Annotated in this window: 9 protein-coding genes and 1 pseudogene; 9 read left to right on the top strand and 1 reads right to left on the bottom strand. The window is 71.5% G+C overall.

The window, feature by feature from the left end:
• Positions 1-178: 178 nt before the first annotated feature.
• Positions 179-3127 carry an RNA polymerase-associated protein RapA gene (gene rapA, locus B6N23_RS11785; RefSeq protein ID WP_305499121.1) on the top strand — a complete coding sequence of 983 codons (2949 nt, stop codon included), beginning with the start codon at positions 179-181 and terminating at the stop codon, positions 3125-3127.
• Positions 3128-3152: 25 nt separating this feature from the next.
• Here rapA and B6N23_RS11780 read toward each other — a convergent pair whose 3' ends face one another.
• Entirely contained in the window at positions 3153-4058 is a 906-nt protein-coding gene (locus B6N23_RS11780; RefSeq protein ID WP_305499119.1) for a TIGR01777 family oxidoreductase, read from the bottom strand.
• 116 nt (positions 4059-4174) lie between these two features.
• Here B6N23_RS11780 and B6N23_RS11775 point away from each other — a divergent pair, with 116 nt between their 5' ends.
• The 8 genes and pseudogenes from B6N23_RS11775 (at position 4175) to B6N23_RS11740 (ending at position 12405) form a co-directional block, all read left to right on the top strand.
• Complete coding sequence (locus B6N23_RS11775) at positions 4175-5212, top strand: NAD(P)/FAD-dependent oxidoreductase (protein ID WP_305499116.1); 1038 nt, start codon at positions 4175-4177, stop codon at positions 5210-5212.
• A gap of 76 nt (positions 5213-5288) precedes the next feature.
• A complete protein-coding gene (locus tag B6N23_RS11770) occupies positions 5289-6209 on the top strand; it encodes a MerR family transcriptional regulator (protein WP_379686265.1) in 921 nt (306 codons plus the stop codon).
• Positions 6210-6216: 7 nt separating this feature from the next.
• Positions 6217-7639: pseudogene (gene phrB, locus B6N23_RS11765) on the top strand (deoxyribodipyrimidine photo-lyase).
• Positions 7640-7671: 32 nt separating this feature from the next.
• On the top strand, positions 7672-8112 hold the full coding sequence (locus B6N23_RS11760) for a nuclear transport factor 2 family protein (RefSeq protein WP_305499114.1): 441 nt from the start codon (positions 7672-7674) through the stop codon (positions 8110-8112).
• Positions 8113-8163: 51 nt separating this feature from the next.
• Positions 8164-8955 (top strand): SDR family NAD(P)-dependent oxidoreductase, encoded by a 792-nt coding sequence (locus B6N23_RS11755; RefSeq protein WP_305499112.1) that lies wholly within the window; start codon positions 8164-8166, stop codon positions 8953-8955.
• On the top strand, positions 8952-10313 hold the full coding sequence (locus B6N23_RS11750) for an NAD(P)/FAD-dependent oxidoreductase (protein WP_305499110.1): 1362 nt from the start codon (positions 8952-8954) through the stop codon (positions 10311-10313). Before B6N23_RS11755 ends, B6N23_RS11750 begins: the two co-directional genes overlap by 4 nt.
• Entirely contained in the window at positions 10310-11137 is an 828-nt protein-coding gene (locus B6N23_RS11745) for a DUF1365 domain-containing protein (RefSeq protein ID WP_305499108.1), read from the top strand. The genes B6N23_RS11750 and B6N23_RS11745 overlap by 4 nt, the downstream gene beginning before the upstream one ends.
• On the top strand, positions 11134-12405 hold the full coding sequence (locus tag B6N23_RS11740; protein WP_305499107.1) for an SAM-dependent methyltransferase: 1272 nt from the start codon (positions 11134-11136) through the stop codon (positions 12403-12405). Before B6N23_RS11745 ends, B6N23_RS11740 begins: the two co-directional genes overlap by 4 nt.
• Positions 12406-12407: the final 2 nt, after the last annotated feature.

The raw sequence follows: 12407 nt of genomic DNA, 5'->3' as shown, positions 1-12407 counted from the left end.
GATGTATTCACAGCGCCCCCTCGAGGGCCTGTCGCCGGAATAGCCTCGAGCAACGGCCCGAGACGAATCACCACGCTTAAGCCGCGCCGCCCTTTGCTGTAAGATACCGCGCCCTGTTCGGCCCGCCCCGTCCCGGCGGCCATGAGCGCACCCACTCTTCAGCATCCTCCGAGGCATCATGAGCGACTTCTCCCCCCGCCAGCGCTGGATCAGCGACGGCGAGGCCGAACTCGGCCTGGGCACCATCCTGAGCTGCGATGCGCGCAGCGTCACCGTGCTGTTCGGCGCCAGCCAGGAAACCCGCACCTACAGCAGCCGCCAGGCCCCGCTGACCCGGGTGGTGTTCGGCAGCGGCGACCGCATCCGCGCCGCCGAGGGCTGGACCCTGACCGTGGACGACACCAAGGAGATCGGCGGCCTGATCGTCTATATCGGCGAGGACGAGCGGGGCGAGCTCACCGAGCTGCCCGAGGCACGGCTCGCCGACACCATGCAGTTCGACCAGGCCCGCGACCGCCTGCTCACCGGCCAGGTGGACCGCAACGACTGGTTCGAGCTGCGCTTCCGCACCCTGCACCACCACCATCGCATCGAGCAGAACCCCGCGCTGGGCCTGGCTGGGCCGCGCATCGACCTGATCCCGCACCAGCTCTACATCGCCGACGAGGTCTCCCGGCGCCACGCCCCCCGGGTACTGCTGGCCGACGAGGTGGGGCTGGGCAAGACCATCGAGGCGGGCCTGATCCTGCACCGCCTGCTGCTCACCGGGCGTGCCGAGCGGGCGCTGATCCTGGTGCCGGCGAGCCTCTGCCACCAGTGGCTGGTGGAGCTCTTGCGCCGCTTCGCCCTCGAGGTGACCCTGCTCGACGAGCAGCAGAGCCAGGCCCACGGCGATACCAACCCCTTCGAGGCCGGGCAGATCATCCTGGCCAGTCAGGACTGGCTGTTCGCCAACCCCCACCGCCAGTCCCAGGCCCTGGCCTGCGCCTGGGACCTGCTGATCGTCGACGAGGGCCACCACCTGGACTGGAGCGAGGAGCAGATGGGCCCCGGCTACGCCTGCGTGGCGCGCCTGGCCGGCGAGAGCGAGGGGGTGCTGCTGCTCACCGCCACCCCCGAGCAGATGGGCGTGGCGAGCCACTTCGCCCGCCTGCGCCTGCTCGACCCGGACCGCTACCATAGCCTGGAGCGCTTCCGCGAGGAGGAGGCCCACTACGTGGAGGTGGCCGAGGCGATCGATGCCCTGGAGCGCCTGCCCGGCGATGACGCGGACCGCGACCGGGTCGCCGCGGTGATCAACGAGGCCGACAGCCTGGCGCTGCTCGCCACCCTGGCCAACCCCGAGGCCAGCGAGGCCCAGCATGCGGCTGCCCGGGACCAGCTGCGCGACCAGCTGCTCGACCGCCACGGCACCGGCCGGGTGATGTTCCGCAACAGCCGCCGCCACGTGGGCGGCTTCCCGGAGCGGCGCCTGCACGTCACCGAGCTGGCCCCGCCCTCGGCCTACCGCCGGGTGCTGCGCAAGCTGGAGCGCGACGAGGACTACCTCGACGAGCTGCTGATCGAGACCGGCCTCGACCACCCCGAGGTGCTGATCTACCTGGACGCCATGTACCGGGCCCTGGCCGACGACCCGCTCAACGAGGAGCCCTGGTGGCAGATCGACCCGCGGGTCAACTGGCTGCTGGAGCGGCTGGCCGACGACGGCGAGGGGGGGCTCGCCGGCGACAAGGTGCTGGTGATCGCCCATGATCGGGAGACCGCCCAGGGCCTGGCCGAGGCGCTGCGCGTGCTGGGCGGCTACCACGCGCCGGTGTTCCACGAGGGGCTCTCCCTGGTGGAACGCGACCGCGCCGCGGCGGCCTTCGCCGACGAGGAGGAGGGCTGCCAGGTGCTGGTCTGCTCGGAGATTGGCTCCGAGGGGCGCAACTTCCAGTTCTGCCGCCACCTGGTGATGTTCGACCTGCCGCTGCACCCGGACCAGCTGGAGCAGCGCATCGGCCGCCTGGACCGCATCGGCCAGCGTCACGCCATCGAGATCCACGTGCCGGTGTTCGAGGCCAGCCCCGGCGAGAAGCTGCTGCGCTGGTACCGCGACGGCATGGACGCCTTCAGCGCCCCCCACGGCATCGGCAGCGAGATCTTCGATGCCTTCGGCGACGCCCTGGCCGAGGCGCTGGTCGACGACGAGGGCATGGCGGAGGTGATCGAGGAGACCCGGGTGCTGTTCGAGAGCCGCCTGGCCGAGCGCGACGCCGGGCGCAACCGCCTGCTGGAGCTCAACGCCTGCCGCCCCGGCCGCGCCGAGGCGGTGGCGGCGGCGATCCGCGAGCTGGACGAGGACCGCGCCCTGCCCCGCTACCTGGACCTGGCCCTGGACATCTTCGGGGTGGACAGCCAGGAGCTGGGCGGCGGCATCCAGCACCTGCTGCCGAGCCCCCAGATGCTCGACGGCCTGCCCGGCCTGGCCAAGGGCGAGGAGGGCTTCTCGGCCACCTTCTCGCGGCTGCGCGCGCTCTCCCGGGACGATGTCCAGCGCCTCTCCTGGGAGCACCCGCTGCTGCGCGAGATGATGGGCCGGATCCTGGACGGCACCATGGGCAACACCGCGCTGGCGCTGCTCCGGCACCCGGCGCTGCCCCCCGGGCGGATCATGGCCGAGCTGGTGTTCCGCACCCACTGCCCGGCCCCCAGGAAGCTGCACCTCAACCGCTTCCTGCCGCCCACCGCGGTGCGGGTGCTGCTCGACGAGTCGGGCGTCAACCTGACCGACAAGATCTCCTTCACCGGGCTCTCGAAGAACCTGCAGAAGGTCAAGAAGGCGATGGCGCGGGACCTGATCCGCAGCCGCCTGGAGGTGCTGCGCGAGCTGCTCGACCGCGGCGAGGCCGAGGCGGAGCGCGAGCTGCCCTCCATCACCGAGGCGGCCCAGGGGCGCATGCGCGAGGCGCTGGATGGGGAGCTGGCCCGCCTGACGGCCCTGGCACGCCACAACCCGGCGGTGCGCGAGGACGAGCTCACCGCGCTGCGCGCCGAACGCCAGGCGCTGGACGAGGCCATCGAGGGCACCCGGCTGCGCCTGGACTCGGTGCGGGTGATCGTCACGGTGGGCGAAGAAGCAAGGTAGACGGGGCTGTTCCGCCGACAGGCCTTCAGCCCAGAATATCCGCCAGGGCGGCTTCCAGGGTCTCGAAGCGGAACTGGAAGCCCTCCTCCTGAAGGCGCTTCGGGCGCATGTCGGCGCCGGTGAGCAGCAGCCGCGACATCTCGCCGAAGGCGGTCTCCAGCACGATGGCCGGCACCGGGAAGATGGCCGGGCGCCTGAGCTGCTTGGCCAGGGTGCGGGTGAACTCGGCGTTGGTCACCGGATGAGGGGCGCTGCCGTTGAAGGGGCCCTCGAGCTCGTCGTTGTCGAGCAGGAAGAGGATCGCCCGCACCAGGTCCTCGCGATGGATCCAGGGCATGAACTGCTGGCCCGTGCCGAAGCGTCCCCCCAGCCCGAACTTGAAGGGGGGCAGCATCTTCTGCAGGCTGCCGCCGCCGCTGTCGAGCACCAGGCCGATGCGCAGCAGCACCACCCGGGTGCCGAAGTCGGCCGCCTCGCGGGCGGTGTCTTCCCAGCGCTTGCAGAGCCGGTGGGCAAACTCGTCGTGGGGCGGCGTCTCTTCGCTGACCTCGCGCCCCTCCTGGTCGCCGTAGTAGCCCATGGCCGAGCCCGACACCATCACCCGAGGCGCTCCGCTGCCGCTGGCCTTGAGCTGCTCGCAGAGGATCACCAGGTCGCGGGTGATGTTGACCCGCGAGTCGATCAGCCGCTGCTTCTGGTCATCGCTCCAGCGCCGGGCGGCGATGGATTCGCCGGCCAGGTTGTCGATGGCGTCCGGCGGGGTGTCCACGAAATCCAGCACCGAGCGGCGAATGTCCGCCCCCGCGGGCAGTCGCCCTTTCACCGCCGCCGGGTCCCGCGACACCACCAGCAGCCGGTGTCCCGCCTCGACCAGGCGCTGGCACAGCCGCTGCCCCACGAATCCGCTGCCGCCGGTGATCAGCACTCGCATCGCGCTCTCCTGTTACCTGTAATGACGTCTAATGGATGACGGGTATCTGCCATAGGTTATACAGCTGTTGTACACTTCTGCTAGTCTAGCTGAAAACCACCAAGAGTGACGCTGCCATGCGCTCTGATCCCCCTCCTGCTACCGCCATCATCGGGGCCGGCATCGCCGGCCTGGCCTGCGCCCGGGCGCTGGATGCCGCCGGCCTGCCGGTGACCCTGTTCGACAAGGCGCGCGGCGCCGGCGGGCGAATGTCCAGCCGTCGCCTGCCCGAGGCGGTGCTCGACCTGGGGGCCCAGTTCTTCAGCGTCCGCGACCCCGCCTTTCGCCGCGCCGTGGCGGCGTGGCGAAAGGCCGGCTGCATCGCCCCCTGGCCCACCTCGCTGTGGTCGGCCCAGGAGGGGCGCTGGGCGCGCCACGAGGATGACCTGGAGCGCCTGTGCGGTGCGCCGCGCGTGAGCGCCGTGACCCGCCACCTGGCCGAGGGGCTGACGCTGCAGGCCGCAACGCGCATCGAGCGCCTCGAGGGCAGCGCCGGGGCGTGGCAGCTGGTGGACGAGCATGGCGCGCACCACGGCCCCTTCGCCCGGGTGGTGATCAGCACACCCTCCCCCCAGGCCCACCCCCTGGTGGCACCTCACGACGCCACCCTGGCCGAGGCCTGCGAGGGGGTGATCCAGCGCCCCTGCTGGGCCGCCTGGGCGCTGTTCGATGCCCCCCTGCCGGCGCTGCCCGGGGTCGATGCCGACTGGCAGGCGGTGCGCCTGGCCGACGCGCGGCTACGCTTCGTCACCCGCAACCAGCTCAAGCCCGGGCGCCAGGCGCAGGGCGAGAGCCTGAGCCTGCTGGCCAACCTCGAGTGGAGCGAGGCGCGCCTGGAGGACAGCCCCGAGACCGTCGTCGAGGCGCTGCTCGAGGCCTTCCAGCAGGCGCTGCCCGAAGGCGTCCGGCTGCCGGCGCCCAGCGCGCTGGGCGCCCATCGCTGGCGCTACGCCCAACCCGACGTCTTCGCCACCGGCGAGGCCGTCAACCGCGACTACCGCCTCTCGGCCAGCGGCCTGGCGCTGTGCGGCGACGGCTGGCGCGGCCCGCGGGTCGAGGACGCCTGGCTCTCCGGCCACCATCTCGGCGAGGCCCTGGTGGCCGACGCCACCTGAACCGACCGTGACAGGAGTTCGCCATGTCATCCGCCCAGACACCCACTGCCTCCAGGATCGGGAGGTCCTGCACGCCATGAACGACCACTCACAGCACGCCGGCGATACGCCCCTCTACCCGATCCGCGAGGTCTCCCGCATCACCGGCGTGAACTCGGTGACGCTGCGCGCCTGGGAGCGACGCTACGGGCTGATCAAGCCCCAGCGCACCCCCAAGGGGCACCGCCTCTACGCCCGGGAAGACATCGAGCGGGTGGAGCAGATCCTGCAGTGGCTCAACCGCGGCGTGCCGGTCAGCCAGGTGGGCGAGCTGCTCGACCGCCCCGAGGCCAGCGAGGCCCCGCCGGCCGACGCCAGCGACTGGCCGGGCCAGCGCGCGCAGCTGGTCACCGCGGTGGAGGCCCTGGACCTGGCACGCCTGGAGACCCTCTACGCCCAGTCGCTCTCGCTCTATCCGGTGGCGGTGTGCCTCGCCGAGCTGTGGGCGCCCGTGGTGCAGGCGCTCGAGGAGCGCTGGGGCGAGCGGCTCGGCGATACCCTGCAGCGCCTCAGCCTGGAGGCCTTCCTGCGCACCCGCATCGGCACCCGCCTCTACCACGCCAACGGCCAGGCGCCGGGCCCGGTGCTGCTGATGGTGCCGCTGCCCGACGACCCCGGCACTTTGTGGCAGCTGCTGGCCGCCCTGGCGGCCAGCGATCGCGGCTATCGGGTGTCGCTGCTGGACACGCCGCTGCCCTTCGGCGAGCTGCCCCTGGCGGTGGAGGCGCTGGGCGCCGCCGGCGTGCTGATGACCGGCAGCCACGCCGGACGCAGCGACCTGGTGCGCCGCCAGCTGCCGCGCCTGGCCGAGCAGCTCGAGGTCCCGCTGACGCTGTGCGGCCCGGTGGCCCGCATCCGCGAGGCCAACCTGACGGAGAGCGGCGTCGCGGTGCTGGGCGACGACCTGGGCCTGGCGATGGCGCGGCTCGGCGACCTGATGCCCCCGCTGTCGAGGTAGGTCCGCCATGCCCCTGACCCTGATGTGGTTTCGCAGCGACCTGCGCGTGCAGGACAACCGCGCCCTGGCCGCGGCCGCCGCCCGCGGCCCGGTGGTCGCCGTCTTCCTACGCGCCTTGCCCCACTGGCGGCGCCACGGCCACGGCGCCAGCCCGCTCGACTTCCGCGCCCGGGGCGTGGCCGCCCTCGGGGAGGCCCTCGCGGGGCTCAACATCCCGCTGCTGCACCGCGACATCGAGGACTTCAGCGAGTCCCCGGCGGCGCTGATGGCCATCGCCCGGGAGACCGGCGCCAGCGCCCTGCACTTCAACCACGAATACCCGCTGGACGAGCAGCGCCGCGACGCCGCCGTGCTCGCCGCCTTCCGTGATGCCGGGCTCGAGGCCCATGGCCACCACGACAGCGTGGCCTTCGCCCCGGGGGAGCTGCTCACCGGCAAGGGCGACTATTATGGCGTCTTCACCCCCCCCTCGCGAAGAGCTGGCATCGCCAGCTGACGGCGGAGCGCCTGGCGCTGGCCGACACCCCCGCCCCCCCCCCGGAGACCGGCATCGCCAGCGACCCGCTCCCCGCGCTGCCCGAGCTCGAGGATGCGCCCATCGACGGCCGCCAGTGGCCCGCCGGCGAAGGCCCCGCCGCCGACCGCCTGGAGCGCTTTCTTTCTGCCGCTTCCGTGGCCGCTACTACGCGAAGCAGCGCGACTTTCCGGCGATCCGCGGCACCAGCGAGCTCTCCCCCTACCTGGCGCTGGGCATGATCTCCCACCGCCAGTGCCTGCAGGCGGTGCTGGCCGAGAACGACGGCAGCCTCGCCGAGGGCGATGCCGGCCTGGTGGCCTGGGTCAACGAACTGGTGTGGCGCGAGTTCTACCGCCACGTGGCGGTGGGCTTCCCCCAGGTGTGCCGCCACCGCCCCTTCCAGGCTCATACCGAGGCGCTGGCCTGGCGCGACGACGACGAGGGCTTTACCGCCTGGTGCGAGGGGCGCACCGGCTACCCCATCGTCGATGCCGCCATGCGCCAGCTCGTCGCCACCGGCTGGATGCACAACCGCCTGCGCATGATCACCGCCATGTTCCTCTCGAAACACCTGCTGATCGACTGGCGCCGCGGCGAGGCCTTCTTCCTGCGCCATCTGGTGGACGGCGAGTTCTGCGCCAACAACGGCGGCTGGCAGTGGGCCGCCTCCACCGGCACCGACGCTGCCCCTTACTTTCGCATCTTCAACCCCACCACCCAGTCCCAACGGTTCGACCCCGAGGGCACCTTCCTGGCCGAGTGGCTGCCGGCGCTGGCCGGGCTGCCAGCGAAGGCCCGCCACGCGCCGCCCCGTGACCTGCTCGGCGGCGTCGACTACCCCGCCCCCATCGTCGACCACAAGGCGGCACGGGCACGGGCCCTCGACGCCTTCAAGGCGCTGAAGGCCGACTGACACCGCGGTAACGACCGATTCAGGAGCTCCCCATGGCAGCGACAGCAGACCAGCGGCTGGAGGCCTTCTGCGCCTTCTTCAATAAGCCAGACAAGAGCTGTACAAAAGATCTCTACGAGTTCTATACTCCCGATGTGCTCTTTATAGACCCGCTTCACCGGATAGAGGGCGCAAGAGCCCTGGAACGCTACTTCGCGACCCTGTACGAGAACGTGACAGCGTGCCGCTTCGACTTTCACGAGCGACAGCGTTCGGGCGATCAGGCCTTCGCCACCTGGACCATGCACCTGACCCATCCGCGGCTCGATGGGGGGCGCGAGATACGGGTATCGGGCTGTTCGCACCTGACCTTCGCTGCGGATGGCCGGGTGGCCCGGCACCAGGACTACTTCGACGCCGGCGCCATGCTCTACGAGCGCCTGCCGCTGCTCGGCGGCGCCATCCGCCTGGTGAAACGACGACTCGACGGCTGACGGAACCCCGGCGGCCACCCCGGCAGCAGGACGCCGATCACTGGAGGTTGCATGTCCCTATCCGGCACCCAGCGCATCTGGCTCACCGGCGCCACCTCCGGCATCGGCCGCGCCCTCGCCGAGCGCCTGCTGGCCGATGGCCACCGGGTCGCGCTCAGCGCCCGGGGCGAGGCCGACCTCGAGGCGCTGGCCGCCGGGCGCGACAACGCCCTGCTGCTGCCCCTGGACGTGAGCGACCGCGCCGCGGTGGCCCGCGCCGGCGAGCGGATCGCCGAGGCGTTCGGTGGCCTCGACCTGGCGCTGCTCAATGCCGGCACCTGCGAATACCTGGAGGCCGGCCGGTTCGACGTCGACCTGGTGGAGCGGGTCTTCGCCCCGAACTTCCACGGCGCCGTTTACTGCATCGATGCGGCCCTGCCGCTCTTGCGCCGGGCCCGCGCCGAGGGCGGCCGGCCGCTGCTCGCCGCCACCTCCAGCGCCGCGGCCTATCTGCCGCTGCCCCGCGCCGAGGCCTACGGCGCCTCCAAGGCGGCGCTCAGCCACTTCCTCGAGGCCCTGCGCCTGGACCTCCACGGCGAGGGCATCGGCGTCAGCCTGATCCACCCCGGCTTCGTGAAGACTCCGCTCACCGATCGCAACGACTTCGCGATGCCGCTGCGCATCGAGGCCGACCAGGCCGCCGAAGCGATCCTCGACGGGCTCGCCCGCCGCCGCCTGGACATCCACTTCCCGCGCCGCTTCACCCTGCTGGTGAAGCTGATGGGCATCCTGCCCCCGGCGCTGCGCCACCGCCTGGGCCTGCGCCTGGTGCGCACGGCCACCACCACGGAGACCGCTCCATGACCGCCTTCCATCGCCACCCCGGGGCGCCGGAGCCCTCCCGCCGCATCGCCGTGATCGGCAGCGGCATCGGCGGCATGGCCGCCGCCTGGTACCTCTCCGGCCGCCACCAGGTGACCCTCTTCGAGGCCGCCGACCGCCTGGGCGGCCACACCGCCACCGTGGATGTCGAGCTGGACGGCAGGCACTACGCGATCGATACCGGCTTCATCGTCTTCAACGACTGGACCTACCCCCACTTCCGGCGCCTGCTGGCGCAACTCGGGGTGCCCTCCCAGCCCACCGAGATGAGCTTCTCGGTGCACGAGACAGCACGAGACTTCGAGTACAACGGCCACACCCTGGCGAGCCTCTTCGCCCAGCGTCGCAACCTGCTGCGCCCGAGCTTCTACCGCCTGCTGCGCGACATCCTGCGCTTCAACCGCGAGGCGACCCGGGCGCTGGAGGCCGGCACCCTGGACCCGGCCATGACCCTCGGCGAGTGGCTCGAGACCAACGGCTACAATGACGCCTTCCAGCGCCACTACCTGCTGCCCATGGGAGCCGCCATCTGGTCGGCGAGCCTGCAGGACCTGCGCGACTTCCCGCTGCAGTTCTTCGTGCGCTTCTTCCGCCACCACGGCCTGTTGTCGGTGAACGACCGCCCCCAGTGGTACACCCTGGTGGGTGGCTCACGGAGCTATATCCCGGCGCTCACCGCCCCCTACGCCGACCGCATCCGGCTCTCGACGCCGGTGCAGGGCATCCGCCGCCTGGTCGACGGGGTCGAGCTGCACACCGCTGCCGGCACCGAGCGCTTCGACGAGGTGGTGCTGGCCTGCCACGCCGACCAGGCCCTGGCCCTGCTGGAGGACCCGACGCCCACCGAGCGCGAGGTCCTCGCCGCGCTGCCCTACCAGGACAACGAGGTGGTGCTGCACACCGATACGCGCCTGCTGCCCCGCCGGCGGCGCGCCTGGGCGAGCTGGAACTACCGCCTCGACGGGCGCGGCGCCGACGAGCGCATCTCGGTGACCTATGACATGAACATCCTCCAGCGCCTGGCGGCGCCCCACACCTTCTGCGTCACCCTCAACGATGGTGACGCCATCGACCCGGACAAGGTGCTGGGACGCTTCACCTACGCCCACCCCCAGTTCACCCTGGCCGGCGAGGCGGCCAAGGCGCGCCACGCCGAGATCTCGGGTCCCGCCTTCCGCACCCACTACTGCGGCGCCTACTGGCGCAACGGCTTCCACGAGGATGGGGTGTGGAGCGCGCTGCGGGTGGCCCGTGGCCTGGGCTGCGACGAGGAGGGGCCGAGCCTGGTGGCAGGCGTGCCCGCGGCGGCGCCCGCCTCCCTCGAGGGCAGCGCGGCATGAGCCACGCGCCCCGCTCGCGAATCTATCGCGGCAGCCTGCGCCACCGGCGCTTCCTGCCGCGCCACCACGCCTTCTCCTACCAGGTGTGGATGGCCTGGCTGGACCTGGACGAGCTTCCCGGGCTCTTCGACGGGGTGCCCGGCTTCAGCGCCCGGCGCCCGGCGCTGGCACGCTTCCGGCGCGAGGACTATCTCAAGGACTATCTCAAGGACGATCTCAAGGACGACCTCAAGGGCGAGCTCACCCCCCATGACCGCCCCCTCAAGCAGGCGGTACGCGAGGAGCTGGAGCGCCAGTTGGGCTTCGCCCCCGATGGCCGCATCTGCCTGCTGACCCAGCTGCGCACCTTCGGCGTCGGCTTCAACCCGATCTCGCTCTATTACGCCTTCGATGCCGAAGGCGAGCTGCGCGCCGTGCTCGGCGAGGTGACCAACGTGCCCTGGGGCGAGCGCATGCGCTACGCCTGCGCGGTGGAGCCGGCTCGCCGCGTCCACCAGGCGACCTTCGACAAGGCGATGCACGTCTCGCCCTTCAACCCCATGGACATGGTCTACCGCTGGCGCTTCAACACTCCGGAAGAGCGCCTGCTGATGCACATGGAGACCTGGCAGGGCGAGGCGTGCCACTTCGACGCCACCCTGACCCTGGAGGCCCGGCCGGCGACCCGGGGCGTGCTGCTCGCCACCCTGGCACGCCAGCCCTGGATCAGTCTCAAGACCCTGGCCGGCATCCACTTCGAGGCCCTGCGCCTGTGGCTCAAGCGCGTGCCGATCCACGACCACCCCGGCCCAGACCCGAGTTCCCGCAAGGAGAGGTCCACGTGAACACCCTGCGCTCTGCAAGCACCACCCGCCCCCTCGTGGAGGAGGCCGACCGCCTGACCCGCTGGCTGCGCCCCCGGCTGCTCGACCAGCTCGACCGCCTGGAGGGCGGCCAGGTGACCCTGATCGAGGGGCACCGCCGCCACCAGCTGGGCCAGGGTGGCCCCCTGAAGGTCACCCTGGTGGTGCGCGACAGCCGCGCCTGGAAGCGCCTGGCGCTGGGCGGCGCCGTGGGCGCCGCCGAGGCCTATATGGACGGGGACTGGGATACCGATGATCTGGTGGCCCTGGTGCAGCTGCTCGCCGCCAACCTGGAACGGGTCAACGGCGAGATGGAGAACGGCACCGCCCGCCTGGGCCGCTGGCTGCTCTCCGCGCTCTATCGCCTGCAGCGCAACAGCCTCAAGGGCTCGCGGCGCAACATCGCCGCCCACTACGACATCGGCAACGAACTCTTCGCCACCTTCCTGGACGCACGCCACCTGATGTACTCCAGCGCCGTCTTCCCCTACCCGGAGGCGAGCCTGGAGGAGGCCTCCACCTTCAAGCTGGACCTGATGCTGGACCGCCTCGACGTGCGGCCCGAGCACCACCTGCTGGAGATCGGCACCGGCTGGGGGGGACTGGCCATCCACGCCGCGCGCACCCGCGGCTGCCGGGTCACCACCACCACCATCTCCGAGGAGCAGTACGCCCATACCGCGCGGCGCATCGAGGAGGAGGGACTCGGGGATCGCATCACCCTGCTCAAGCAGGACTATCGGGAGCTCGAGGGGCGTTTCGATCGGCTGATCTCGGTGGAGATGATCGAGGCGGTGGGGCACCAGTACCTGGACACCTACCTGGCCACCCTGGACCGCCTGCTGGCCGACGATGGCCTGGCCATGCTGCAGGCCATCACCATCCGCGACCAGCGCTTCGAGGCGGCCAAGCGCGAGATGGACTTCATCAAGCGCTACATCTTCCCGGGCGGCTTCCTGCCCTCCCACCGCGCCATCCTCGACGGCCTGGCCCGGCGCACCTCGATGAACGTGCTGTCCCTGGACGAGATCGGCACCCACTACGCGCGCACCCTGCGCGAATGGCGCCACCGCTTCGAGGCCAACCTCGAGCGGGTGCGCAAGCTGGGCTATGACGAGCGCTTCATCCGCATGTGGCGCTACTACCTCTGCTACTGCGAGGGCGGTTTCCTGGAGCGCAGCATCGGCACCTGCCACCTGCTGCTGGCCAAGCCTGGCGCACGCCCCGCTCCGCTGACCGGCAGCCACTGAGG

This window comes from Halomonas alkalicola (assembly GCF_030704205.1).
Lineage (GTDB): Bacteria > Pseudomonadota > Gammaproteobacteria > Pseudomonadales > Halomonadaceae > Halomonas > Halomonas alkalicola.
This window is presented reverse-complemented; position numbering and strand designations above follow the sequence as displayed.